This window comes from Ruegeria sp. CF2 (genome assembly GCF_056537385.1).
Window position 1 is genome coordinate 1 of record NZ_JBQFRL010000007.1, and the last position, 24,158, is coordinate 24,158.

At 63.6% G+C, this 24,158-nt stretch carries 21 protein-coding genes; 10 read left to right on the top strand and 11 right to left on the bottom strand.

Annotation, left to right across the window (positions count from 1 at the left end; genetic code table 11):
- Window positions 1-367: 367 nt before the first annotated feature.
- The gene (katG, locus tag ACR0IR_RS18425; RefSeq protein ID WP_170363888.1) at window positions 368-2,575 is read right to left on the bottom strand and encodes a catalase/peroxidase HPI; all 2,208 of its coding nucleotides are present in this window, start codon (window positions 2,573-2,575) and stop codon (window positions 368-370) included.
- Window positions 2,576-2,879: 304 nt separating this feature from the next.
- Between katG and ACR0IR_RS18430 the strand changes: the two genes are divergently transcribed.
- Complete coding sequence (locus ACR0IR_RS18430) at window positions 2,880-4,499, top strand: GMC family oxidoreductase (RefSeq protein ID WP_170363889.1); 1,620 nt, start codon at window positions 2,880-2,882, stop codon at window positions 4,497-4,499.
- Here ACR0IR_RS18430 and ACR0IR_RS18435 read toward each other — a convergent pair whose 3' ends face one another.
- Window positions 4,500-5,360 (bottom strand): SDR family oxidoreductase, encoded by an 861-nt coding sequence (locus ACR0IR_RS18435; protein ID WP_170363890.1) that lies wholly within the window; start codon window positions 5,358-5,360, stop codon window positions 4,500-4,502. It lies immediately after the preceding gene.
- A gap of 42 nt (window positions 5,361-5,402) precedes the next feature.
- Here ACR0IR_RS18435 and ACR0IR_RS18440 point away from each other — a divergent pair, with 42 nt between their 5' ends.
- Window positions 5,403-6,083, top strand: a complete 681-nt coding sequence (locus ACR0IR_RS18440; RefSeq protein ID WP_254441554.1) for a class I SAM-dependent DNA methyltransferase — start codon at window positions 5,403-5,405, stop codon at window positions 6,081-6,083.
- Between the two features lie 6 nt (window positions 6,084-6,089).
- Here the strand turns inward: ACR0IR_RS18440 and ACR0IR_RS18445 are convergent, their stop codons facing one another.
- Genes ACR0IR_RS18445 through ACR0IR_RS18455 form a run of 3 tightly spaced genes read right to left on the bottom strand, consistent with a single transcriptional unit; the run spans window position 6,090 to window position 10,092 of the window.
- Window positions 6,090-6,869, bottom strand: coding sequence for a carnitinyl-CoA dehydratase (locus ACR0IR_RS18445; RefSeq protein WP_437342610.1), 780 nt, complete (start codon window positions 6,867-6,869; stop codon window positions 6,090-6,092).
- A 2-nt stretch (window positions 6,870-6,871) separates the two neighbouring features.
- Window positions 6,872-8,929, bottom strand: a complete 2,058-nt coding sequence (locus tag ACR0IR_RS18450; RefSeq protein WP_170363893.1) for an acetate--CoA ligase family protein — start codon at window positions 8,927-8,929, stop codon at window positions 6,872-6,874.
- A 2-nt stretch (window positions 8,930-8,931) separates the two neighbouring features.
- Window positions 8,932-10,092, bottom strand: coding sequence for an acyl-CoA dehydrogenase family protein (locus ACR0IR_RS18455; RefSeq protein WP_170360981.1), 1,161 nt, complete (start codon window positions 10,090-10,092; stop codon window positions 8,932-8,934).
- 78 nt (window positions 10,093-10,170) lie between these two features.
- On the opposite strand from ACR0IR_RS18455, the gene ACR0IR_RS18460 reads away from it, so the two are divergent.
- Window positions 10,171-11,118 (top strand): GlxA family transcriptional regulator, encoded by a 948-nt coding sequence (locus ACR0IR_RS18460; protein WP_170363894.1) that lies wholly within the window; start codon window positions 10,171-10,173, stop codon window positions 11,116-11,118.
- Here the strand turns inward: ACR0IR_RS18460 and ACR0IR_RS18465 are convergent.
- Entirely contained in the window at window positions 11,115-12,104 is a 990-nt protein-coding gene (locus tag ACR0IR_RS18465; protein ID WP_170363895.1) for a sterol desaturase family protein, read from the bottom strand. The two genes, ACR0IR_RS18460 and ACR0IR_RS18465, sit on opposite strands and share 4 nt — an antisense overlap.
- Window positions 12,105-12,115: 11 nt before the next feature.
- Window positions 12,116-12,871 carry a class II aldolase and adducin N-terminal domain-containing protein gene (locus tag ACR0IR_RS18470; protein WP_170363896.1) on the bottom strand — a complete coding sequence of 252 codons (756 nt, stop codon included), beginning with the start codon at window positions 12,869-12,871 and terminating at the stop codon, window positions 12,116-12,118.
- Window positions 12,872-12,985: 114 nt separating this feature from the next.
- Between ACR0IR_RS18470 and ACR0IR_RS18475 the strand changes: the two genes are divergently transcribed.
- Window positions 12,986-13,870, top strand: a complete 885-nt coding sequence (locus tag ACR0IR_RS18475; RefSeq protein ID WP_170363897.1) for a LysR substrate-binding domain-containing protein — start codon at window positions 12,986-12,988, stop codon at window positions 13,868-13,870.
- A 2-nt stretch (window positions 13,871-13,872) separates the two neighbouring features.
- Here the strand turns inward: ACR0IR_RS18475 and ACR0IR_RS18480 are convergent, their stop codons facing one another.
- Window positions 13,873-14,298: a VOC family protein gene (locus ACR0IR_RS18480; protein WP_170363898.1), complete on the bottom strand. Its 426-nt coding sequence runs from the start codon at window positions 14,296-14,298 to the stop codon at window positions 13,873-13,875.
- Between the two features lie 127 nt (window positions 14,299-14,425).
- On the opposite strand from ACR0IR_RS18480, the gene ade reads away from it, so the two are divergent.
- The 3 genes from ade to ACR0IR_RS18495 all read left to right on the top strand — a co-directional run bounded on the left by ade (window position 14,426) and on the right by ACR0IR_RS18495 (window position 18,106).
- Window positions 14,426-16,228, top strand: a complete 1,803-nt coding sequence (gene ade, locus ACR0IR_RS18485) for an adenine deaminase (protein WP_480779157.1) — start codon at window positions 14,426-14,428, stop codon at window positions 16,226-16,228.
- Window positions 16,225-17,688, top strand: a complete 1,464-nt coding sequence (locus ACR0IR_RS18490) for an AMP nucleosidase (protein WP_170340576.1) — start codon at window positions 16,225-16,227, stop codon at window positions 17,686-17,688. The genes ade and ACR0IR_RS18490 overlap by 4 nt, the downstream gene beginning before the upstream one ends.
- Window positions 17,689-17,818: 130 nt before the next feature.
- On the top strand, window positions 17,819-18,106 hold the full coding sequence (locus tag ACR0IR_RS18495; protein WP_170340577.1) for an HU family DNA-binding protein: 288 nt from the start codon (window positions 17,819-17,821) through the stop codon (window positions 18,104-18,106).
- Window positions 18,107-18,215: 109 nt separating this feature from the next.
- On the opposite strand, the gene ACR0IR_RS18500 is transcribed toward ACR0IR_RS18495, so the two are convergent.
- Complete coding sequence (locus ACR0IR_RS18500; RefSeq protein WP_170364372.1) at window positions 18,216-19,412, bottom strand: BCCT family transporter; 1,197 nt, start codon at window positions 19,410-19,412, stop codon at window positions 18,216-18,218.
- Between the two features lie 184 nt (window positions 19,413-19,596).
- Here ACR0IR_RS18500 and ACR0IR_RS18505 point away from each other — a divergent pair, with 184 nt between their 5' ends.
- Window positions 19,597-20,484, top strand: a complete 888-nt coding sequence (locus ACR0IR_RS18505) for a DMT family transporter (RefSeq protein WP_170360994.1) — start codon at window positions 19,597-19,599, stop codon at window positions 20,482-20,484.
- Here the strand turns inward: ACR0IR_RS18505 and ACR0IR_RS18510 are convergent.
- Window positions 20,460-20,981 (bottom strand): glutathione peroxidase, encoded by a 522-nt coding sequence (locus tag ACR0IR_RS18510; RefSeq protein WP_170363901.1) that lies wholly within the window; start codon window positions 20,979-20,981, stop codon window positions 20,460-20,462. The two genes, ACR0IR_RS18505 and ACR0IR_RS18510, sit on opposite strands and share 25 nt — an antisense overlap.
- A gap of 145 nt (window positions 20,982-21,126) precedes the next feature.
- Here ACR0IR_RS18510 and msrB point away from each other — a divergent pair, with 145 nt between their 5' ends.
- Both msrB and msrA read left to right on the top strand, forming a co-directional pair.
- Window positions 21,127-21,576 carry a peptide-methionine (R)-S-oxide reductase MsrB gene (msrB, locus tag ACR0IR_RS18515; protein ID WP_170360999.1) on the top strand — a complete coding sequence of 150 codons (450 nt, stop codon included), beginning with the start codon at window positions 21,127-21,129 and terminating at the stop codon, window positions 21,574-21,576.
- Window positions 21,573-22,085, top strand: coding sequence for a peptide-methionine (S)-S-oxide reductase MsrA (msrA, locus tag ACR0IR_RS18520; protein ID WP_170363902.1), 513 nt, complete (start codon window positions 21,573-21,575; stop codon window positions 22,083-22,085). The genes msrB and msrA overlap by 4 nt, the downstream gene beginning before the upstream one ends.
- 3 nt (window positions 22,086-22,088) lie before the next feature.
- Here msrA and ACR0IR_RS18525 read toward each other — a convergent pair whose 3' ends face one another.
- Window positions 22,089-24,092, bottom strand: coding sequence for a hydantoinase/oxoprolinase family protein (locus ACR0IR_RS18525; protein ID WP_170363903.1), 2,004 nt, complete (start codon window positions 24,090-24,092; stop codon window positions 22,089-22,091).
- Window positions 24,093-24,158 lie beyond the last annotated feature (66 nt).

A 24,158-nucleotide genomic window follows, 5' to 3' on the forward strand; every position in this document is an offset into this window, starting at 1 on the left:
CCGGTCTCTCCCAGGCGTCTCAACCGTCTTTCCAGTCCGTCAGGCCGTCACTCCGACCAACCAACACCGCCTCAGCAGCGCCGGTGAAGGGGTATTTACGGATTAGGTCCGGGACCTGCAACCCCCATTTTGAAAAAACTTCGCAATTCTCGGCGGAATCTTTCCTGTGTTAATAAAAACAATAGGTTAGATTAAAAATTCCCACGGTATTCCCCATTTTTGCGGTATGCGCCGTCCATTTTTCAGGGTCCCTCTACGCGGTGTGGATGGAATCGTCGCCGCGCGTCTTGGCAAGACCAGGACTCGGGCACGACAAACGCCGCCACGGTTTCCCGTGGCGGCGTTGATCATGGGAGCTGCTCCGCCCTCAAGTCAGGTCGAAGCGGTCCGCGTTCATCACCTTGGTCCACGCCGACACGAAGTCACCAACGAATTTAGCGTCGGCATCTTTCTGGCCGTAAACCTCGGCCAGAGCCCGGAGTTGTGAATTGGAACCGAATACCAGGTCCACCCGGGTTCCGGTCCACTTCACTTCACCCGAAGCCCGATCACGGCCTTCATACACTCCTTTGGCGTCTGCCGCCGGCTTCCATTCGGTGCGCATGTCCAGCAGATTGACAAAGAAGTCATTGCTCAGAACCCCGACCCGGTCTGTCAGGACGCCATGCGTCGTGCCACCGAAATTCGCACCGAGAACGCGCATACCGCAGACCAGGACGGTCATTTCGGGTGCCGACAGAGTCAACAGTTGCGCCTTGTCCACCAGCAACTCTTCAGGAGACACGCTGTACTCCTTGCGCTGGTAATTCCGGAACCCATCCGCGATCGGTTCAAGCGGGGCGAAGGATTCGGCATCGGTCTGGTCCTGCGTGGCATCCGTACGGCCGGGTGCAAACGGAACATCGATGTCATGCCCAGCAGCCTTGGCGGCCTTTTCGATCGCCGCAACGCCGCCCAGCACGATTACATCCGCAAGCGAAACCTTCTTGTTGCCGGACTGCGCGGCATTGAACTCGGCTTGCACCGCCGTCAAAGCATCCAGCGCCTTGGACAGTTTCTCGGGCTCGTTGACGTCCCAGTCCTTCTGGGGCGCTAGCCGGATGCGGGCACCGTTGGCGCCACCGCGCTTGTCCGAGCCGCGGAAGGTCGAAGCCGAGGCCCATGCCGTCGCGACCAGTTCCGACACCGACAGGCCACAAGCCAGCAGCCGGGCTTTTAGGTCGGCCACGTCTGCGGCATCGATCAGATCATGGTCCACCGCCGGCACGTTGTCCTGCCAGATGAGCTCTTCGGCCGGCGCCTCGGGGCCGATGTAGCGCCCCTTTGGCCCTATATCGCGATGGGTCAGCTTGAACCAAGCGCGCGCGAAGGCGTCGGCGAACTCGTCGGGGTTTTCGTGGAACCGCTTCGAGATCGGCCCATAGATCGGATCCATGCGCATCGCCATGTCGGCGGTGGTCATCATCGTCTTGACCTTTTTCGACGGATCATGCGCAGCTGGTGCCATGTCCTCTTCCTTGACGCCGACCGGCTCCCAGATCCACGCTCCCGCAGGGCTTTTGGTCAGGTTCCAGTCATAACCGAACAGAAGGTCGAAATAGCCATTGTCCCACTTGATCGGGTTCGCGGTCCAGGCGCCCTCGATTCCGCTGGTCGTGGTGTCGTCACCCTTGCCTGTGCCGAACTTGTTGATCCAGCCAAAGCCCATCTCTTCGATCGGCGCGGCCTCGGGTTCGGGGCCGACCAGCGCCGGGTCCCCTGCACCATGCGCCTTGCCGAATGTGTGGCCACCGGCAACCAATGCGACGGTCTCTTCATCGTTCATTGCCATCCGGGCAAAGGTGTCGCGAATGTCACGGCCCGAGGCCAGCACGTCCGGCTCTCCGTCCGGGCCTTCGGGGTTCACATAGATCAGGCCCATCTGCACGGCGGCCAGCGGATCTTCCAGATCGCGCTCGCCCGAGTAGCGGCTGTGCGGGTTTTCGGTCGGGGCCAGCCATTCGGTCTCGGCACCCCAATAGATGTCCTCCTCGGGCGCCCAGATATCTTCCCGGCCGCCGGCAAAGCCGAAGGTCTTGCCGCCCATCGATTCAATGGCGCAGTTGCCGGCCAGAATCATCAGGTCGGCCCACGAAATCTGGTTGCCGTATTTCTGCTTGATCGGCCACAGCAGACGACGGGCCTTGTCGAGGTTGCCGTTGTCCGGCCAGCTGTTGAGCGGCGCGAACCGCTGGTTCCCGGTCGAGGCGCCGCCCCGCCCGTCAGCCGTCCGGTAGGTGCCGGCGCTGTGCCAGGCCATGCGGATGAACAGACCGCCATAATGGCCGTAATCCGCCGGCCACCAATCCTGCGAATCCGTCATCAGGTCATACAAGTCCTGTTTCAACGCGTCATAGTCGATCTTCTTGAACGCGTCGGCATAGTTGAAATCGGCCCCCAGCGGATTCCCGGCCGGCTGGTGCTGGTGCAGGATCGCCAGGTTCAGCTGGTTGGGCCACCAGTCCCGGTTCGATCGGGTTCCGGCGCCGTGCATGATGGGGCATTTGCCCGTGTTGGGGTTGTCGCTTCCGTCCATCTCAATCTCCGATCCTGGCTGGTGTCTGTCTGTTTGCGAGGCAACCGTGCGTATGGCACGTGAAAAAGGGGCGGACCGCAGTCCGCTTGAATACACCGAGTCATAGCAAATCCCAGCCATGAGAAAAAATTTTGTTTTCGGATTGATTTGATAGCTATTGATTATGGCTCTGCCATGATCTTTCAAACCGATCCCCATTCACATGACGCGGCGTTCCCCGCCGCCCCGATTGCGTTTTGCCGCCGGTGCTTCAAACTGCGGGCCGTGACGCGCGACACCGCGCGGGCCACAGGGGAGGATCGCCATGCAATTCGACTACGTCATCGTCGGCGGAGGGTCCGCGGGATGCGTGCTGGCCAACCGTCTGAGCGCCAATCCGGGCACGCGGGTCTGCCTGCTCGAGGCGGGCGGGGGCGGCAACAGCATTCTGGTGCGGATGCCTGCCGCTGTGGTTGCCATGCTACCGGGGCGACCCAAGATCAACAACTGGGCCTTTGAAACGGTGCCGCAACCGGGGTTGAACGGGCGAACGGGCTATCAGCCGCGTGGCCGGGCCCTGGGCGGGTCCAGCGCGATCAACGCAATGCTCTATGTACGAGGGCAGCGGCAGGATTATGACGGCTGGGCCGATTTGGGCTGCGAGGGCTGGGACTGGGACAGCGTTCTGCCCTATTTCAAACGGTCCGAGAACAACGAACGCGGCGCGGATGACCTGCATGGCGCCGACGGCCCGCTTCAGGTGTCAGACCAGAAAGAAGAACGCCCGATCACGCGCGCTTTCGTCGAGGCCGCCGCCCAGTTGCAGCACAAGGTGACCGACGATTTCAATCGCGGCGACAACGAAGGCGCGGGGCTGTACCAGGTCACCCAGTTCCACGACCCCGCCAAAAACGGCGAGCGGTGCTCGGCCGCCGCGGCCTATCTGTTTCCAGTCATGGACCGGCCCAACCTGACGGTCATCACCGGGGCGCAGGCGCGCGAGATCACCTTTGACGGCCACCGCGCCACGGGCGTGATCTATCGCCAGGGCGGCAAGGGCGCCGACCTTACTGTCACCGCCGCGCGCGAGGTTCTGGTCTGCTCCGGCGCGCTGAAATCGCCGCAACTGCTGCAGCTGTCGGGCATCGGCGACCCCGAGGACCTGAGCCCGCATGGAATCGCCGTCCGCCACGCGCTGCCGGGCGTGGGCAAGAACCTGCAAGATCACCTGGATTTCATCCTGGCCTACAAGACAAAGGACACAGACAATTTCGGCATCGGCGCCGCCGGTACGGTGGGGCTGGTCAAACACCTTTTGCGGTGGCGCAAGACCGGTGTGTCGATGGCGGCCACCCCCTTTGCGGAAGGCGCGGCCTTTCTGAAGACCTCTCCCGATCTGGACCGCCCCGACATCCAACTGCATTTCACCATCGCGCTGGTAGATGACCACGCGCGCAAACTGCACCTGGGCTACGGGTTCAGCTGCCATATCTGCAAACTGCGCCCCGAAAGCCGCGGCACCGTCTCGCTGCACAGCGCAGACCCCTTTGCCGCCCCGGCGATCGACCCGGCCTTTCTGTCCGACCCGCGCGATCTGGACACGATGATCAAGGGCGCGCGGATGACGCGCGAAATCCTCGAGGCACCGGCCCTCGCCAAATACCGCCACAAGGAAATGTTCGGCACCGACACCGCCCGGACCGACCCGGATTGGGAAGGCCATATCCGCGCGCGGGCCGATACGATCTATCACCCCGTGGGCACCTGCAAGATGGGGGTGGACGACATGGCGGTGGTCGATCCGCAGCTGCGCGTGCGGGGGCTGCAGGGGCTGCGGGTGGTCGATGCCTCGGTCATGCCGACGCTGGTCTCGGGCAACACCAACGCGCCCACGATCATGATTGCGGAAAAGGCTGCCGACATGATCCTGGCGGATGTGGTCTGATCAGTCGCCGTTCAGCGTCTGATCCGCGTGCAGCGCCTCAAGGCCCACCCGGTAGTTGGGGTATTTCAGCGTCACGCCCAGATCGGTCTTGATCCGGTCGTTCCGAACGCGCTTGTTCTCGTTGTAGAAGCTGCGCGCCATCGGCGTCAGGTCGGCCGTGTCGAAATCCACTGCCGGCGGCAGCGGCAGGCCCTGAAGCTGCGCGGCATAGCCGATCACGTCCTGCGGCGGCACCGGTTCGTCATCGCAGACATTGTAGATCGCGCCCGGATCGGGACGGCGCATCGACGCCTCGAGCACCTGTGCGATGTCATCCACATGAATGCGCGAAAACACCTGCCCCGGCTTGATGATCCGCCGCAGCCCGCCTTTCTTCAGCTTGGAAAACGGCCCCCGCCCCGGCCCGTAGATGCCCGCAAGGCGAAAGATGTGCAGCGGCAGGCCGGGGATCGCGGCCCAGTCCTGCTCGGCCCGCAACCGCCAGCGCCCGCGCTCGGCCGTGGGTGTCGCCGGCGTGGTTTCATCGACCCAGTCCCCCTGGTGGTCGCCATATACGGCGGTGGTCGACAGGTACCCGACCCAGTCGAACTGCCCGGCGCGGGCGGCAATCTCATCCCGCAGGGCGGCCAGAACCGGATCTCCCTTGGCCGTGGGCGCGGTCGAAATCAGCAGATGCGTGACCCCGTCCAGATCGGGGGCCTTGCCCGGCCAGACCAGCGGTTCGGCCCCGGCGGCGCGGATGGCGTCCTTCTCGGCGGCATCGCGGGTGGTTCCGACAATGCGCCAACCCTTGGGGGCCAGCCGGCGCGACAGGGCGCGGGCGGTATAGCCGTGCCCGAATGAAAAAAGCGTTCCAGTCATGGCCCCTTGATGATCGCGCCGCGGGCGGGATGCAAGCGCCGGATGACCGCACTTGATTCGAATCCCCGCCTGCGCCTTCATGGTGTCATGAGTGATGACAAACCCAGCCTGCACGCGGCCTATGCGCTGAAAACTCCGGCAGACAACAAACGGCTCTATGCCGAATGGGCCGGAGATTACGATCGCGGATTCGCCGCGCGCGAGGATTACCAGCTGCACATCCACACCGCCCGCGCCTTTGTCGGGGCCGGGGGACAGGGTCCGGTGCTGGATGTGGGCGCGGGAACCGGCCTGTGCGGCGCGGTTCTGGCCGATCTGGGCGTGGGGCCGATCGACGCCACTGACATCAGTGCCGAGATGCTGGACAAGGCCATGCGCAAGGACATCTACCGCGACGCGATCGAGGCCGACCTGAACGAGGGCATCCCCGTTCCGCGCGACAGTTATTCGGGCATCGTGTCGTCGGGCACCTTCACCCACGGCCATCTGGGCCCCGAGGTTCTGCCCGCCCTGCTGCGGGTGGCCCGGCCCGGGGCGCAATTCGCCCTGTCGATCAACGCCAAACACTTCGAGGCGCTGGGATTCGCAACCGCCTTCGACAAGCTGCAGGCCGAGGGCCGGATCGAACATCTGACCCTGACCCCGGTTCGCATCTATGGCGATCTGGCCGCCGGCCCCAGCAAGGACGACACCGCGCTGATCGCCCTGTTCGAGAAATCCTGATCCGCCTCAGCGGCCCTTCCAGACCGGGTCGCGTTTCTCGGCGAAGGCGCGAGCCCCTTCCAGATTGTCATCGGAGCCATAGAGCACATCGACCGTGCGCAGCTGGCGTTTGGTGATGCGGTTCATGATGTCCTGGAACTTGGAATCCTCGGCCTCGCGGACGATCTCCTTGATCGCGGCATAGACCAACGGCGGGCCGCTCGCCAGCAGGCGCGCCAGCTCCCACGCCCGGTCCATCAACTGGTCCGCCGGGACGATCTCATTCACCAAGCCCCAGCGGTGCGCTTCCTCGGCGTCGAACCAACGGCCGGTCAGCAGCAGTTCCATCGCAATGTGATAGGGGATGCGCTTGGGCAGCTTGACGCTGGCCGCATCCGCCACCGTGCCCGAGCGGATTTCCGGCAGGGCAAAGGTGGCGTGATCGGCGGCAACGATCATGTCGGCGCTCAGGGCCAGTTCCAGCCCGCCGCCGCAGGCAATGCCGTTCACGGCGGCAATCACCGGCTTGTTCATGTCGCGCAGCTCCTGCAGGCCACCGAAACCGCCGACGCCGTAATCCCCATCCACCGCATCGCCCTCGGCGGCGGCCTTCAGGTCCCAGCCGGGGCAGAAGAATTTCTCGCCGCCCCCCGTCAGGATCGCCACGCGCAGGTCGGGATCATCGCGGAAGTCGCGGAACACTTCGCCCATGACACGGCTGGTCGCCAAGTCGATCGCGTTCGCCTTGGGCCGGTCCAACGTGACCTGAAGGATTGCACCATCGCGGTAGGTTTTGATCGGGTTCATGGTCATGCCTTTCGGATCAGGGCATCAACGGCGACCACACTGTCGGCCGCGCAGATGAGAGGGTTGATTTCAACTTCGTCCACGACCGCCGCGTTGGCAATGACGTAGTTCTGCACCGCCATGGCCACCCGCACGACCGCATCGATATCCACGCCGGGCTTGCCCCGATATCCGCTCAACACGGGCGCACAGGCCAGCTTGCCCAGCGCGTCGCGGACCGCAGACGGCGTGGACGGGATCAGGATCGAGGTCGAGTCGCGCAGGATCTCGGTCAGAACCCCACCCGCCCCAAGGGTCAGCACATAGCCATGCGCCGGGTCGCGGGTGACGCCGATCAACAGCTCGACAATCCCGGCCGGGGCCATTTCCTCGATCAGAACCTCATCGGTGCCGATTGATCTCGCGACCTCGGGCAGATCTTGTCCAGAAACGCCCAGCCGCACCGCGCCATGTTCGGATTTGTGCGCCAGGCCAACGCCTTTCACCGCAAAGGACCCGCTCAGACCGTCCATCGCCTTTTCCGCCCGATCCGCCCGCGCGACGACCGAGCGGGGAATCGGCACGCCGCAAGCGGCCAGTTCGGCCTTGGCCTGGGCCTCGGTCAGAGCGGTTGTGGCCGCATTGGCGGCGGGCAGCAGAACCGGCTCCTGCGGTTGGGGATGCGGGCGGGCCGCAGCGCGTGTCGCCGCCAGCGCCTCACGCAGCCCGGCAAAGGGCACGACACCGCCCGCCATCAACCGCTCGGCTACGTCCTCGGGCATCAGTTCCGGCAAGGTCGCGGCCACGGCAAAGGGACGACCGGTTTCGCTTGCGCAGGTCAACGCCGCACGGGTGGCGCAGTCCCAATCGGCGGCATCGGTGTGAGGGTAGTCAACGATCGAGATCGTCATCGCCACATGCGGCCCCGTCATCGCCGACCACGCCCGTGCCATCGCGTCAGCGTCGCGCCAGACATAGGTGTGGTAGTCCAGCGGATTGGCCAGCGCCACCATCGGCCCCAGCGCCGCGCGCAGGCCCGAGACCTGATCCGCGGTCAGCGGCGGAAAGTGCAGGCCGGATCCTTCGGCCATGTCGGCGGCCAAGCTGGCCTCGCCACCGGAACAGCTGATCGTCGCCACTCCGGTCCCGTCCAGCGGCCCGGTGACATGCAACAGTTTCAGTGTTTCCAGAAACTCGGGCACGTCGTTCAGCCGCGCGATTCCCAGCCGGTCCAGAAACGCCTGCGCCCCGGCATCGCCCCCCGCCAGCGAGGCGGTGTGCGAAATGGTCGCCGCCTGCGCGTGTTCCGACCGCCCCACCTTGAGCGCCACGATCGGCACGCCACGGTCATGCGCCTTGGCGGCCAGCGCCTCCCACTTGCGCAGGTCGCCAAAGCCTTCGACATGCACGCCGATGGCGGTGATCCGGTCATCCTCCAGCAGCGCCATGGCGATTTCGGCCTGATGGGTCTGCGCTTGATTCCCGCAGGTTAGCATAAAGGCCAGCGGCAGCGCCCGGCGCTGCATGGTCATGTTGATGGCGATGTTCGAGCTTTGCGTCAGGATCGCGACGCCCCGGTCCATCGGGCGCATCCCGTGCTGGTCGGGCCAGATCGCCACCCGGTCCAGACCGTTGACGAAGCCGTAACAGTTGGGTCCGAGGATCGGCATGTCCCCCGCTGCAGTTACAAGCTGCACCTGCAAGTCGGCCCCATCGGCGTCCTCGGCCTGCGCCTCGGTAAAGCCCGAGGCGAAACACACCGCCCCGCCCGCGCCGATGCGGGACAGAACCTCGACCGCCTCGATGGTGGCGCGGCGATTGATGCCGACAAAGGCCGCGTCGGGCGCTTGGGGCAGGTCCTCGATCGTGGCAAAGACGCGCTCGCCCGCCACCTCGTCGGCCTTGGGATGCACCGGCCAGACCGGGCCGGTGAAACCCAGTTTCCGCACCTGCCGGATGACCTCGGCGGACCATGCGCCCCCGCCAATCACCGCCAGCGAGCGGAACCCTAGCATCCGCCTCAGCGCGGCGAGCTTTCCCGGCGCGAGCGCACCCGCCGCGCCGCTCAGGCCCGGCGTCATGTTCACGCCCCCAACGCGCGCAGAAGATCGCGGCTGATGATGTGGCGCTGGATCTCGCTGGTGCCGTCCCAGATCCGCTCGACCCGGGCATCGCGCCAGAAGCGTTCCAGCGGATAGTCGTCCATCAGGCCCATCCCGCCATGCACCTGGATCGCCGCATCGGTCACCCGCGCCAGCATTTCCGAGGCATAGAGCTTGGCCGAGGCGATCTCGCGATTGGCGGGCAGGCCCTTGTCCAGCCGGTCGGCGGCGGCCAGGGTCAGCAGGTCGGCGGCGTCGATCTCGGTGATCATGTCGGCGATCTGAAAGCTGACGCCCTGAAACTTGCCGATCTTCTGGCCAAACTGTTCGCGGGTGGCGGCATAGTCCAGCGCATAGTCGAAGGCCCGGCGGGCGCGGCCCACGCACATGGCCGCCACGGTGATGCGAGTGGCATACAGCCAGGTGTTCATCACCTCGAACCCGCCATCGACCTCGCCCAGCACCTGCGCGTCGGGCAGGCGGCAGTCGTCGAAATCCAGCACCATGTTCTTGTAACCGCGATGACTGACCGATTTGTAGCCGTCGCGGATGGTGAAGCCCGGCGTGCCGCGATCGACCAGAAAGGCGGTGATGCGCTTCTTGGGACCTTTCGGCGTCTGATCCTCGCCCGTGGCGATGAAGACGATGATGAAATCGGCATGTTCCGCGCCCGAGATGAAATGCTTGGTGCCGTTCACGACCCAATCGCCACCGTCACGCACGGCCGAGCATTTCATGCCCCGCACATCCGAACCCGCGCCCGGTTCGGTCATCGCCAGCGCGTCCATTTTCTCGCCGCGCACGGTGGGCATCAGATAGCGCTCGACCTGATCGCCCTGACAGGCCATCAGGATGTTCTGCGGCCGCCCGAAGAAATGGTTCAACGCCATCGACCCGCGCCCCAACTCGCGTTCGACCAGCGCGAATTCCAGATGGTTCAGCCCCGCGCAGCCGACGCTTTCGGGAAAGTTGCAGGCGTAGAAGCCGAGTTCGATCGTCTTGCGCTTGATCTCGTCGGCGATCTCTTTCGGTACATCGCCGGAGCGCTCGACCAGCTCTTCGTGGGGATAGATCTCATTCTCCACAAAGCTGCGGACAGTCGAGACGATCATCTCCTGCTCGTCGGTCAGGCCATATTGCATCGCGGGTCTCCGGTTTCTGGGCGTGCGATAATCCTGACGCGGCTTGAGGTCGCAATAATGCAGAACTAGACTTTGATCATGCAGAAATGGACCAAATCACCCGCCGCACCGCAGCGATTCGGGGTACTTCTGTTCGACGGGTTCTCGAACCATTGTCTGGCCAATGCGGTCGAGCCGCTGCGCGCGGCCAACACGTTGTCAGGGCAGCGACTGTATGACTGGCAATTCCTGTCACTGGATCCGAGGCCGGTCACGTCGTCCTCAGGGTTGCAGGTGGCAACCCATGCGGCGCTTACGGATGCGGATGGGGATATGCTGCTGGTGATGCCCTCCTACGGGTTTCAAGCACATGGTGGTTGGCGCACCCAGGCGGGGTTGCGTGCGGCGACGCGGCGCTTTCGCACCCTCGCCGGGCTGGACACCGGCAGTTGGTTGCTGGCCCAGGCCGGATTGCTGAACGGCCACCGCGCCACGATCCATTGGGAGGAGCTGACCGCGTTCACCGAGCGTTTCCCCGAAGTCGAGACCTGCCGCGAGCGCTATGTCATCGACGGTGACCGCATCACCTGCTCGGGCGCGATGGCCGCCTTTGATCTGGTGATGCACCTGATCGGGCAGGATCACGGTCAGGCGCTGGCACTGGAAGTCGCGCAGCTGTTCATGACGCGCGACTCCGCCCGGTCACATTCCGGCGGCGCAGGCTCGGCCAGTTCGCATGTCAACAAGGCGCTGGCACTGATGCAGGAAAATCTCGAGACCCCTCTGCCGATCCCCGAGATCGCCCGGCGCGTGGGACGGTCGCAAAAAGCGCTGGAGTCCCGGATGCGGGCGGACCTGGGGGCCGGGCCGGCCAAGGTCTATCGTCGGATGCGGCTGAACCTTGCGCGCAAGCTGGCCGCGGAAACCGACCTGAGCGTCGCCGAGATTGCTCTGCGCGCGGGTTATGAGGACCCCAGCGCGCTGACCCGCGCCTTTCGGGCCGAGTTCGGTCTCAGTCCACGAGCCCTGCGCAGCCGGGCCCGCTAGGTATACATCTGTTTCTTGTAGGCCCGCGTCCGCGTCGTCGCCTCGGCCGACCCGTCGTGGTAGGTGCCGAACCACTTGTCGAACGGGATCTCGGACGTGCCGTAGTTGCACTCGAAATACCGGTGGTGCAGCTGGTGAAAGAAATCGCCTGCCCGCGCGGCATCCGTGTCCCCTGCTTTCAGCTTTTCGAACCCCGAATGGGACAGGACCGGGCTGATCTGCTGGAAATAGACATGAAACAGCAGATGCAACGGGTTTGAGGGCACGATCAGGTGGATGAAATAGGTCGTGAAATACAGCAGATTCTCGTACCAGTGGTTCGAGATGCCCGACCACGGCCCAACATTGACGTTGCGGTGATGAACGGCGTGCACATGCTTGTACAGTTTCGGGTGATGCTCCAGCCGGTGCACCCAATAGAAATGCAGACCCGACCACATCGGAATGAACAGCATCCAGACCACGCACCAGACCGGCGCGCTGGCCCAAGTGACCGTTGGCGCATACCCGTTGGCCATCGCCCAGTAGATACCCCATTGATAAACCGTCGCCACCGTCATGGCGCTGCCCAGGGTCCACCAGATGTTGTCCCAGACCTGATTGCGGAAGGTGAAGGTTCCGTTGTCGCGGGTCAGGTCGCGGCGATCGAACTTTTTGTACATACCCTGCCCCTTGCGCATGTAAAGCCACCAATGCAGCCCACCCGCAACAAGGATCTGAGGCACCATGTTCAGCAGCCAGATTCGGAGCATCCAGCCGGGCGCAAAGCTCTGCATCGCCTCGAGCGGCGGCAGGAACAGCACATAAGCCGTCAGCGCCAGCACAAGGCACAGGGTCAGCGCTGTGATCTGCAACCACGCTCCACTGTACCATTGCACAACCGCGATCGGTCTGGGCGGCCAGCTGAACAAAGGGTTCAGCGCGACCTGCTCGGACGGCCGGTAGTGCCAGCGGGCGGCTTCGGGATCATGCGAGGCATCGGTCATGACAAAACCCTCTAGGTGGCGTAGTCCGAGCCTTCGGCATCCAGAACGGCCTTGATCTCGCGCAGATGGGCAGCGGCCTGATCGGGATAGTCGTCCAGTTCCTGCGCGGTCTTTTCGGCGATCTCGTCTGACAGCACCCGCAATGGCTGGCCCGTCTGAAGGGCCCGAATATAGGTCTCGGCGGCACGCTCGAAATAATAGAGTCTATTAAAGGCATCTGCAGCGTCGCTGCCGATCACCAGCACACCGTGGTTGCCCATGATCATGACCTTCTTTTTCGGGGCTTGGAGCATTGTCGCGCAACGCTCACCCTCGCTTTCAAAAGCCAAACCGCCGAATTCCTCGTCGATGACATAGCGGTTGAAAAAGGTTGCAGTGTTCTGGTCGATCGGCGGCAGGTTGCTGTCGGCCAAGGAGGCCAGGACGGTGGCAAAGATTGAATGCACATGCATCACGCAACGCGCATGCGGGCATCTCCGGTGAATCGATCCATGCAGACCCCATGCGGTGGGGTCCGGTGCGCCCGGCTTGCTCATCGTGTCGGGATCGTTGGCGTCCAGCAGCAGCAGGTCCGAGGCGCGGATGCGCGCGAAATGCATCTGGTTCGGGTTCATCAGGAACTGCGTGCCATCCTCGTTCACGGCAAGGCTGAAGTGATTGGCGACCGCTTCGTGCATGTTCGACCTCTCGGTCCAGCGGAAGGCGGCGGCCATGTCCACGCGCTCCTGCCAATGGTCGATATTCGGCTTCAGATTGGTGACGCTCATCCGGGGGCTCCATTCGGCTTTGGCAGAGGGCTGATACAAACCGTGCCGGGCCGTGGAGCAATTGACCAACGAAAAAAATGGCGCTTTAGCATTAGCTGAGCTTATGATTGGATTATGAGACCCCGGAACCCTCTTCCCCCGCTTGGCTGGCTGCGCACGTTCGAGGCCGCGGCCCGCCACCTATCGTTCACCGGCGCGGCGCGCGATCTGAACATGACGCAAAGCGCCGTCAGCCAGCAGATCAAATCGCTCGAGGGCTATCTGGGCCAGCCCCTGTTTCACCGGCGCCCCCGCGCATTGGAACTGACCGAGGCGGGAATCACCTATCTGCCCGTGGTGCGCGAGGCGTTCCGGACGCTGGTGCGTGGCACCCAGGCCGTGACCGGCCAACAGGAAAACACCGTTCAGGTGCAGTGCAACATCACCTTCTCGGTCAACTGGCTGGCCCCCCGCCTGCCCGCCTTCCGCGTGCTGCACCCCGATGTCCGCCTGAACATCTTCACCGAGTTGTGGGAGCCGCGCGAGATGGCCGAAGGCGCGGCGGTGGAAATCCGCTATTCCCTGCGCCCGGCCGACACGGTCCGAACCGAACTTTTGCGCAGCGATCACTACTACCCCGTCTGTGCCCCCGACTATCCGGTCACGCTGGAAACCCTTCAGCAGCAACCGCTGTATGATTGCTCAAACCTGCTGTCGAACTGGGCCAGCTGGGCCGAAGATCAGGGTCTAAACTGGAAAAATTCGCCGATTACCTATGCCACGACCTATATGGTCGGCCTGTCCGTCGCGATGGCCGGCGGCGGGCTGTGCCTGGCCCATGACACCATCGCAAAACGCCTGCTGGACGAAGGCCGTCTGATCGCGCCGTTCGAGCATCGCGCGCCGATGCCAGAAGCCTATTACCTGCTGCTGTCGCCCCAAGCCGAGGAGACCCCGGGTGCCGTGGCCTTTGCCGAATGGATCAGGGCGGAAATCGCGGCCGAGCAACACCGCGCCTGACTTCAGCCGTCTTTGGGGCGGCTGGCGACCCAGGCAAAGCCGTTCTCGCACAGGATATAGGTCTCGCGCAGGCCATGGGGCTTGTCGGTCGGCTCCTGCAGCACGACCGCGCCTGCGGACCTGGCGCGCTCCGCCGCCTCGTCCGGGTCGGTGTCGTACAGGTGAATCTCGATCCCGCCACCGCGTGGGGGCGTTTCGGGAACCAGCCCCAGCAGCGGGTTGGAATGATAGGTGCCGTCCGAATGCAACTGAAACACCTGATCGCCATAAGTGACGATGGCAAAATCCGCCGTCACCTGATGGGACTTCAAGCCGAAAACAGTCTCTAAGAAGGCGCATTCCGCTGGAACGTCGCGCACCAGCAGGTTCAGCCCGATCCCGCGCAGGCTGCGGCCGAAACTGTCCGCATCGATGGTTTCATAATCCATGTCCCTACCAGACCCCGCATCGCGGCGCGGATCAAGCATTTGCTGCCCCGCGCCCGGTCGGATGACGGTTTCATGAAGGTGGCACGGCAGGGGTTGCACCTTCCGATGCATTCGGGAAAGCTGTGCCATGGAATACGCACCCTTCCCCTCTTGGCCCGACGTCGCCCCCCGCCTGATCGCCGTTGCCGCTGGCCGCGAAGCCGCCGACATGGTCATTCGCGGCGGGATCTGGATCAACGTGCACAGCCGCGAGGCGCTGCCCGATCACGCCATCGCCATCGCCGCCGGACGTGTGGCCTATGTCGGCCCTGACGCCAGCCATTGCATCGGCCCCGACACCCAGATCATCGAGGCCAAAGGCCGTTACATGATCCCCGGCCTGTGCGACGCGCATATGCACATCGAGTCCGGTATGCTGACCCCGGCCGAGTTCGCCCGCGCGGTGATCCCGCATGGCACCACCTCGATGTTCACCGACCCGCATGAGATCGCCAATGTGCTGGGGCTGGACGGCGTGCGGATGATGCATGACGAGGCGCTGATGCAGCCGGTCAACATCTTCACCCAGATGCCGTCCTGCGCGCCCTCGGCGCCCGGGCTGGAAACCACGGGCTACGAGATCACCGCCGAAGACGTGGCCGAGGCGATGACCTGGCCCGGCATCATCGGGCTGGGCGAGATGATGAACTTTCCCGGTGTGATCAACTCCGATCCCAAGATGCTGGCCGAAATCGCCGCCACCCAGCGCGCGGGAAAGACGGTGGGCGGACACTATGCATCCCCTGATTTAGGGCCTGATTTTGCAGCCTATGTCGCCGGCGGCCCGGCGGATGACCACGAAGGCACCTGCGAGGCCGACGCCATTGCCCGCGTGCGGCAGGGGATGCGGTCGATGATGCGGCTGGGCTCGGCCTGGTATGACGTGGAAAGCCAGATCACCGCCGTCACCGAAAAGGGGCTGGACCCGCGCAACTTCATCCTGTGCACCGATGACTGCCACTCGGGCACGCTGGTGAACGAGGGTCACATGAACCGCGTCGTGCGCCATGCCATCGCCTGTGGCTGCGACCCGTTGATCGCGTTGCAGATGGCCACGATCAACACCGCCACCCATTTCGGGCTTGAGCGCGAGATCGGCTCGATCACGCCGGGCCGCCGGGCGGACGTGATCCTCAGTTCGAACCTGACCGACTTGCCGATCGAGATGGTCATCGCACGCGGACAGGTGGTAGCCGAGAATGGCGCGATCAAGGTGGATTGCCCGCATTACGACTGGCCCGACCGGGCGCGCAACACGGTGCATCTGGGCCATGCCCTGACCGCCGCTGATTTCGAGATCCCCGCCCCCGAAGGCGCCAACCGCGTCCGCGCCAACGTGATCGGCGTGGTCGAGAACCAGGCCCCCACCCAGGCGCTGAAGGCCGAGCTACCCATCATCGGCGGGCTGGTCGAGGGCGAAGGCGATGTCTGCCAGATCGCGCTGGTCGAACGGCACCGGGCCACGGGCGGCGTCACCAACGCCTTCGTGTCGGGCTTTGGCTATCAGGGCCGGATGGCCATGGCTTCGACCGTGGCGCATGACAGCCACCACATGATCGTGGTCGGCACCGACCGCGAGCAGATGGCGCTGGCCGCCAATCGCCTGGCCGAAGTAGGCGGCGGCATCACCATCTTCCGTGATGGCGAAGAGCTGGCGCTGGTCGAACTGCCCATTGCGGGCCTGATGTCCGACAGCCCGGCCGCGGACGTCGCGGCCAAGGCGCAGAAGATGGTCGAGGCGATGCAGGCCTGCGGCTGTCAGTTGAACAACGCCTATATGCAGCACTCGCTGCTGGCCCTTGTCGTCATCCCCGAACTGCGGATATCCGATCTGGGACTGGTGGATGTCCGAACATTCGAAAAAATTGACCTTCTGGAACCCCTCGCATGACAAAAATAACAACTCCCGACCCACGGGACCCCGAGATTTTCACCGATGCCGCCGCAGCCGTTGCCCGGCTGGAAGAGCTGTATAACGAGGCCACCGCCTTTCTGTGCGAAAGCTTTGCCGAGGCGATGGAAAGCGGCGCGCCCAAGGTCCGTTACAGAGCCTATTACCCGGAAATTCGTATCCGTACGGCGTCCTACGCGCATGTGGACAGCCGCCTGAGCTTTGGTCACGTGTCCGAGCCGGGGGTTCATGCCACCACGGTGACCCGGCCGGATCTGTTCCGGTCCTACCTCACGCAACAGATCGCGCTGCTGATCAAGAATCACAACCAGCCGGTGACCATCGGCCCCTCGACCACGCCGATGCCGGTGCATTTCGCCGTGGCCGGCAACCCCGATCTGGTGGTGCCGCATCAGGGTGCGGCGGGGTTCACCCTGCGCGACGTGTTCGACGTGCCCGACCTGACCACCACCAATGACGACATCGTCAACGGTGTGCACGAACCGCAGGATGGCGTCGGCCCGCTGGCCTTGTTCACCGCGCAGCGCATCGACTATTCGCTGGCCCGGCTAGCCCACTATACCGCCACCGATCCGGACCATTTCCAGAACCACGTTCTGTTCACCAACTACCAGTTCTATGTCTCGGAATTCGAGAACTACGCCCGCGCGCAACTGGCCGACCCGAACAGCGGCTATACCAGTTTCGTCTCGACCGGGAATGTCGAGATCACCGACCCCGACGCGCCGCTGGAACAGCCGCTGAAACTGCCGCAAATGCCGACCTATCACCTGAAACGCGCCGACGGGTCGGGGATCACGCTGGTCAATATCGGCGTCGGGCCATCGAACGCCAAAACCGCCACCGACCACATCGCGGTGCTGCGCCCACATGCCTGGCTGATGGTCGGCCACTGTGCGGGGCTGCGCAACACGCAGGCCTTGGGGGATTTCGTGCTGGCCCATGCCTATCTGCGCGAAGACAAGGTGCTGGATGACGATCTGCCCGTCTGGGTGCCGATCCCGCCGCTGGCCGAAGTTCAGGTCGCGCTGGAACGCGCCGTGGCCGAAGTGACCGAGCTGGAAGGCTATGAGCTGAAGCGGATCATGCGCACCGGCACGGTGGCTTCGGTCGACAACCGCAACTGGGAACTGCGCGACCAATCCGGCCCGGTGCAACGGCTGAGCCAGTCGCGCGCCATCGCGCTGGATATGGAAAGCGCCACGATCGCCGCAAACGGCTATCGGTTCCGTGTGCCCTACGGCACTTTGCTGTGCGTGTCCGACAAGCCCCTGCATGGAGAATTGAAGTTGCCCGGCATGGCGTCCGAGTTCTATACAACCCAGGTCAGCCGCCATCTGGCGATCGGAATCCGCGCGATGGAACACCTGCGAGGCATGCCACTGGAACGTTTGCACAGCCGGAAATTGCGCTCGTTCGACGAAACGGCCTTCCTCTGACGCAAAAAAGCAACGAAATCCCCATATTTTTTGGGGTTTCGGTGCTACTATTCGTTGTGTTCGCCCACAATATCCCGTTACAGTTACGCGGTGAGGCCCAATAGATCGGGCACGTTAAGGAGACCAAGAAATGGCAAAGCCTATGACGAAGACTCAGCTGGTTGCTGCTCTCGCTGAGGAAATGGGAACCGACAAGAAATCCGCGAACGCGGCGCTGGAGGCGATCACTGGCCTGATCACCCGCGAAGTTTCGGCCGGTGGCGCTGTGACCCTGCCGGGCGTCGGCAAGATCTACTGCCGCGAGCGCCCCGAGCGTCAGGTTCGCAACCCGGCCACTGGTGAGACCTTCACCAAAGAAGCCGACAAGGTTGTGAAGATGACCATCGCCAAGGCCCTGAAGGACAGCGTCAACAGCTGATCCACGCCTTAGGGAAAACGATCAAGGGCCGCGATTTCGCGGCCCTTTTTCTTTGGTATTTGTTTTACTGGGTCCGGCGAGCCGAACCCGGTGTTGTCGTTGGTCGAGGTCAGTGAACAGTCTCGACCTTGTGGAAATCCAGATCCCGATCTTCAGGCATCGAGTCGATGCACATCACCGCTTTGCGCTTGGCGATCATGATGTAGACCACGCAGGCGAGGTAGAGGCCAACCACAACGGCGCCGATCCACTGAATCTGCAGCCACTGGCTCTGGAACAGAAGCGTCAACACAAACAGAAGCACCACATTGCCGGCAACATAGGCCGCCTTGCCGAAGCGTTCGACCGTCATGTTCAGGTTGTCGGTATAGAGCCTGATCAGCGAGTCCAGTGAGTTGATCACGAAGGTCACGCCTACGATCACCATCGCGATGTTGGTGATGCCTGCGGTGCTGATGCCGTTCAGGTGATAGTAGTAAAGCACGCTGAACCAGATCGCCAAGGGGATCGACGGAAAGATCAGCAGCGCCGCCAGCAATTGCCAGGTGGTCAGCCCGCCGACAAAGCGCGAGGTGAACTGACCGATCATGATCGACCAGGCAAACCACCAGAACAGGTAGAAGGCGTGATAGTCGGTCAGAGGCAGTATGAACTTGTGGATATTGGCGAAATACGCCCCGATATTGCTGCTGGTTTCCACGAAACCCGCAACGCCCATACCGGCCGCGGCCCACATGCCAAGGATCAGCGCCAGAAACAGAAACGTCGAGCCGACGGAAAGAATCCGCACGTATTTCAGGTCAGTCGAGGAATAGGCCGCGGCCAGAATGACGACAAATACGATGATGTAAAACGTGGTCACCACGGACTCGCCATCGCCAACTTCGGGCAGGTATCCGGGCAGGTAGATCAGGAACAGGCTGGCGGTGAAAGCGCAGGTCCCGATGATCACCACATTGTTGATCAGCTTGACCACCGGGATTTCAAAGAACTGTACTCGGGGCTCGATGACGCAGAAATAGAAGGCCGTCAGGAAATAGAAGGCCCATATCAGAAAACCCCAGAACCCGAACTCGATCGCCAGCGGGTTTGCGAACGCATAGGCCGGATCTTCGGCATAGCCGCCGAATTCGGTGAGCGGGAACATGATCAGCCCGACATCCAGGCCGGATGTGAACAGGATCGCGATGAAAGTGAACAGATGTACAGGTGTCACGCCCACGCACCGCAGGTTCCACCATTTCACGACGAAGAACGCTACCAGCCCAAGAGCAAGCAGGACCCCGAATGACAGGATGTATTCCAATAGCACCGACAAACCTCCCTTTAGATGTCAGATCACCGAGCGGATATCTTTAATTGGTCAGTCAATCAATAAAACCGGCACCCAGGGAAAACTTGCCCGCACCATGTGTCTTTTTTGACGCTCGGGCGCTTGTGGCCCGAGAGAAAATCGGAAACAGTCGCCGCACATTCAAACAGGAGCGGTCATGGATCTGCGCGCCATCGCCATGGGGCTGGCCTTTGCCTTCATCTGGTCGTCGGCCTTTACCTCGGCGCGGATCATCGTCGCGGATGCCTCGCCGCTGTTTTCACTGGCGGTTCGCTTCCTGATTTCCGGCCTCCTGGGTGTCGCCATCGCCGCGGCCATGGGCCAGAGCTGGCACCTGACGCGGTCGCAATGGCATGCGACCATCCTGTTCGGAATCTGCCAGAATGCCCTGTATTTGGGTCTGAATTTCTATGCGATGCAAACGGTCGAGGCCTCGGCCGCGGCGATCATCGCCTCAACCATGCCGCTCTTGGTGGCGCTGGCCGGCTGGCTGCTGTTCGGGGAACGGTTGCGTCCGCTGGGTGTCGTGGGTCTGCTGGCCGGGTTCGCTGGCGTGGCCCTGATCATGAGCAGCCGGATCAGCGCAGGGATCGACCTGTTTGGCGTTGCCCTCTGCGGGCTGGGCGCGCTGGCGCTGACCTTCGCCACGCTGGCCGTGCGCGGGGCGACCTCGGGCGGGAATTTCATGATGGTCGTCGGTTTGCAGATGTTCGTCGGCTCGGCGGTTCTGTTTGTCGCCGCCCCGTTGTTCGAGACGATCTATGTCCGTCCAACCTGGCCGCTGGCGCTGGCCTTCACCTACACGACCCTGTTCCCCGGCCTGCTGGCCACGTTGATCTGGTTCTTGCTGCTAAACCGGATCGGGCCGATCCGCGCGGCCACCTTCCATTTCCTCAACCCGGTGTTCGGGGTCACAATCGCCGCGATTCTGCTGGGTGAACGGTTGGGCGCAATGGACGCCGTTGGTGTTGCGGTTATCACGCTGGGCATTCTGGCCGTGCAGTTGTCACGCCAGCCAGTTCAGCGCAGCAGCGCCTCGACCTGACTGCGCAGCTTGCGAGAGTCCGGCCGGGTCGTCGACCCAAAGGTCGCCACGACCTCGCCATCGGGGCTCAGCAGGATCTTGTTGAAATTCCAGCCCGGCACAAACCCGGTTTCGGCCGCGACCGCCTTGTAGAACGGGTGGGCCTGCGGGCCGGTCACGGGGGTGATGTCGGTCATGGGCAGGGTCAGGTCATAGTTCAACTCACAGAACTCCTTGACCTCACTGGCGGTTTCCAATTCCTGATTGAAGGAATCCGACGGGACCGCCAGAACCACCAAACCTTCGGGTCCATAGGTGTCCTGCAGCTTTTGCAGCCCGGAATACTGCCCGGTAAACCCGCATTGCGAGGCCGTGTTGACCACCAGAACCGGCTGGCCGCGCCAGTCCGACAGCGACAGCGTGCCGCCATCGATCGAAGGGAACTCTCCGGACACGGGCGCGGCCTGCACCGTTCGACCGATCAACAACAAGGCAGACAACAGCAACATTCTGAACATGGCGTGACCTCCTCTTTGATATTGATACGCTCGAACTACGGCGGCAGATCACCCGCACGATCGCGCGAGCCGGGTGAAACAGGGCTTTGCTTTTGTCGCGGCGCACCCCAAATATCTCGGCAACGTATGCAATGCCGGAGGACCCATGCCCAAATATACCAAAGATCCATCGGTTGTCGCGGCCCTGTCGCCCGAGGAATTCCACGTCACCCAGCGCAACGGGACCGAACGCCCCGGCACCGGAAAACACCTGAACAACAAGGAACCCGGCATCTACGTGGATATCGTATCGGGCGAGCCGCTATTCGCCTCGACCCACAAATACGAATCGGGCTGCGGCTGGCCCAGCTTCACCAAACCCATCGTGCATGACCACGTCACCGAGCTGGAGGACCGCTCGCTGGGCATGATCCGGACCGAGGTCCGCTCGAAACACGGCGACAGCCACCTGGGCCATGTGTTTCCCGATGGTCCGCTGGATCAGGGTGGGCTACGTTACTGCATCAACTCCGCCGCGCTGCGGTTCGTCCATCGTGACGACATGGAGGCCGAGGGCTATGGCGAATACCTCGATCAAGTGGAGGACCCGAAATGACCGAACACCGCGCCGTTCTGGCCGGAGGCTGCTTCTGGGGCATGCAGGACCTGATCCGCAAGCTGCCCGGCGTTTTGCGCACCCGCGTCGGATATACCGGCGGTGACGTGCCCAACGCGACCTATCGCAACCACGGCACCCATGCCGAAGGGATCGAGATCTGGTTCGACCCCGCGCAGATCACCTATCGCGATCTGCTCGAGTTCTTCTTCCAGATCCACGACCCGACCACCGTGAACCGCCAGGGCAATGACATCGGCATGAGCTATCGCTCGGCCATCTATTACTGCGACGAGACGCAGAAACAGATCGCGCTGGACACGATCGCCGATGTGGATGCCAGCGGGCTGTGGCCCGGCAAGGTCGTGACCGAGGTCGAACCCGTCGGCAATTTCTGGGAGGCCGAGCCCGAGCATCAGGACTACCTTCAGCGTATCCCCAACGGCTATACCTGCCACTTCCCGCGCCCGGACTGGGTTCTGCCCAAACGCAGCAGCGCCGCCGAATAAAGGTCAGCCGACGGCCACCCGCGGGCGGCCGCTGGCTTCGACGGTCAGCATCGCCTCGACGAAGACATCCTTGCCTTCGATCCGGGCGGTGCGGATGTCACGGTTGACGATCACGCGGATATCCTCGGCCCCGGCTTCGCGCACGGCGCTTTCGGTTTCGCGCCGCAGTTCGGCCTCCAGCAGGTCCAACGCGGGTTCGGGTTCGGGGAAATCCTGCGGCCCGTCGTTCAGATGCACGCGGTACCGGCCTCCGGACGGGGCGGTCACCGTGCCCGCCCGCCGCATGGTCAGCCGCCCCACGACGGCCCCGATCGCGTTGGCCACCCCGGCATGGTCGGGCAGCACCATGGTGCAGCGCAGCCGCTCGCCGACCGCCGGGTAATAGCTCGGCGCCGAGGCTCCCAGCCCGACCACATCCACGTTCAGCCTCGTGTCCAACGCCAGCAGACCGCGATGCCCGCGCAAGCCCCGCCGCGTCAGCACATGGCGCGCCAGATCCTCGGGCGGCAGGCCGAACGCCTCGGCCTCTTCCGCAAAAGCAGTCTCTAACAAGGTTAAAACGGTCTGCTCGGTCAACTGATCCACGATCATCCCGGCCAGCTCATCGGCCGAGCCCGCCAGCCGGTCGCCCGACCCCACACGACGGCGCGCAATCAACTCTAGCGCCTTGCGCGCGGCATCGGCATCCCAATCGGACAGGCGCCCCAAAACGTGGCTGGCATCCGACGGCGTCACCCCCGAAACCTGAACGATCCCGCGATCCACCAGCCGGGTCAGAGCACCGTTTTCCATCCGGGTGCGCAACAGGGCGCTCAGGGACATAACCTTGTCCCCCAGCCGCTCCAGCAGCCCCGCCTCGCGCGGGCCCAGACCCTCGGCGTGGATGCCGGGCACGCGGCGGGCGAAACGGGTGTCGTGCTCGCCCACCGTGGTCGCGCGCAACTGCTCGTCCAGCGCGGCATGGACCACCCCGGGCGCCTCAGCCGCGATCAGCGACACCGGCAGCACCCGGCGCGGACCCAGGAACACACCGCCGCGCAGGCCCTCCGTCACCACATGCACCTGGCTGTCACCGCCCAGACCATGGGTGCGCATCGCCACCGCCTCGACCATGGTGCGGAACCCGCCAACCCGGGCGCCCGCCGGGTCGATCGCCGGCTTTCCATCGCGGATCAGCGCCACATCGGTCGTCGTCCCTCCGATATCCGATACCAGTGCGTCCTGAACTCCGGTCAGCCAGCGCGCCCCCACGATCGAGGCCGCCGGACCGCTGAGAATCGTTTCGATCGGCCGCTCCCGCGCCTGCTCGGCGCTCATCAAGGCGCCATCCCCGCGCACCACCATCATCGGCGCGTCGACGCCCAGCTCGAGCAGAACATCCTGCGCCCGGCCGATCAGACGGTCGATCATTCCGATCAGACGTGCATTCAGCACCGCCGTCACCGCACGTTTCGGCCCATTCAGCTTGGCCGACAACTGATGCGAGCAGGTCACCGGCGCGCCGGTTTTCTCAGTGATGATCCGCGCGACCTCAAGCTCATGCGCGGGATTGCGCGTGGCAAACTGGGCCGCAACCGCGAACCCGGAAATCCCGGACTGCTGGTCCAGAAATTCGGTCAACGCCCCTGTATCCAAAGGCGCGGCCTCAGCCCCGGCATGGCTGTGCCCACCCGAGATCACCAGCGCCGGGTCACCCTTCAGCGCATCGCGCAGCCCATGCCTGTCCAGATCGCCGTCCCGAAACCCGACATAGATCAGCGCAACGCGCCCGCCCTGCCCCTCGACCAGCGCGTTCGTGGCCAGCGTCGTCGACAGCGACGCCATCGAGATCTGAACGGGCGCGACCTGCGCCTGGTCCAGCACCGCCCGGATCGCCCGCCCGACGCCGATCGCCAGATCCTCGCGTGTGGTCAGGGACTTGGCCGAGGCGATCACCTCTTCCTCGTCCCGGATCAGCACCGCATCGGTGTAGGTTCCACCGGTATCCACGCCCAAAGCCAACGCCATCGGGATCTCCATCCTGTTCGCAGTCACGGGTGTAGCGGTTTGAACCGACGCGTCCAGCCTGTTTGC

Coding starts and splice junctions, on each gene's coding strand:
- ACR0IR_RS18435 (WP_170363890.1), bottom strand. CDS start 5,360: ATGACTGGAACGCTTTTTTCATTCGGGCACGGCTATACCGCCCGCGCC.
- ACR0IR_RS18465 (WP_170363895.1), bottom strand. CDS start 12,104: ATGACCGATGCCTCGCATGATCCCGAAGCCGCCCGCTGGCACTACCGG.
- ade (WP_480779157.1), top strand. CDS start 14,426: ATGGAATACGCACCCTTCCCCTCTTGGCCCGACGTCGCCCCCCGCCTG.
- ACR0IR_RS18455 (WP_170360981.1), bottom strand. CDS start 10,092: ATGCAATATGGCCTGACCGACGAGCAGGAGATGATCGTCTCGACTGTC.
- katG (WP_170363888.1), bottom strand. CDS start 2,575: ATGGACGGAAGCGACAACCCCAACACGGGCAAATGCCCCATCATGCAC.
- ACR0IR_RS18490 (WP_170340576.1), top strand. CDS start 16,225: ATGACAAAAATAACAACTCCCGACCCACGGGACCCCGAGATTTTCACC.
- ACR0IR_RS18430 (WP_170363889.1), top strand. CDS start 2,880: ATGCAATTCGACTACGTCATCGTCGGCGGAGGGTCCGCGGGATGCGTG.
- ACR0IR_RS18445 (WP_437342610.1), bottom strand. CDS start 6,869: ATGAACCCGATCAAAACCTACCGCGATGGTGCAATCCTTCAGGTCACG.
- ACR0IR_RS18505 (WP_170360994.1), top strand. CDS start 19,597: ATGGATCTGCGCGCCATCGCCATGGGGCTGGCCTTTGCCTTCATCTGG.
- ACR0IR_RS18475 (WP_170363897.1), top strand. CDS start 12,986: ATGAGACCCCGGAACCCTCTTCCCCCGCTTGGCTGGCTGCGCACGTTC.
- ACR0IR_RS18450 (WP_170363893.1), bottom strand. CDS start 8,929: ATGACGCCGGGCCTGAGCGGCGCGGCGGGTGCGCTCGCGCCGGGAAAG.
- ACR0IR_RS18495 (WP_170340577.1), top strand. CDS start 17,819: ATGGCAAAGCCTATGACGAAGACTCAGCTGGTTGCTGCTCTCGCTGAG.
- ACR0IR_RS18510 (WP_170363901.1), bottom strand. CDS start 20,981: ATGTTCAGAATGTTGCTGTTGTCTGCCTTGTTGTTGATCGGTCGAACG.
- ACR0IR_RS18480 (WP_170363898.1), bottom strand. CDS start 14,298: ATGGATTATGAAACCATCGATGCGGACAGTTTCGGCCGCAGCCTGCGC.
- msrA (WP_170363902.1), top strand. CDS start 21,573: ATGACCGAACACCGCGCCGTTCTGGCCGGAGGCTGCTTCTGGGGCATG.
- ACR0IR_RS18525 (WP_170363903.1), bottom strand. CDS start 24,092: ATGGCGTTGGCTTTGGGCGTGGATACCGGTGGAACCTACACCGATGCG.
- ACR0IR_RS18470 (WP_170363896.1), bottom strand. CDS start 12,871: ATGAGCGTCACCAATCTGAAGCCGAATATCGACCATTGGCAGGAGCGC.
- msrB (WP_170360999.1), top strand. CDS start 21,127: ATGCCCAAATATACCAAAGATCCATCGGTTGTCGCGGCCCTGTCGCCC.
- ACR0IR_RS18440 (WP_254441554.1), top strand. CDS start 5,403: ATGACCGCACTTGATTCGAATCCCCGCCTGCGCCTTCATGGTGTCATG.
- ACR0IR_RS18460 (WP_170363894.1), top strand. CDS start 10,171: ATGCAGAAATGGACCAAATCACCCGCCGCACCGCAGCGATTCGGGGTA.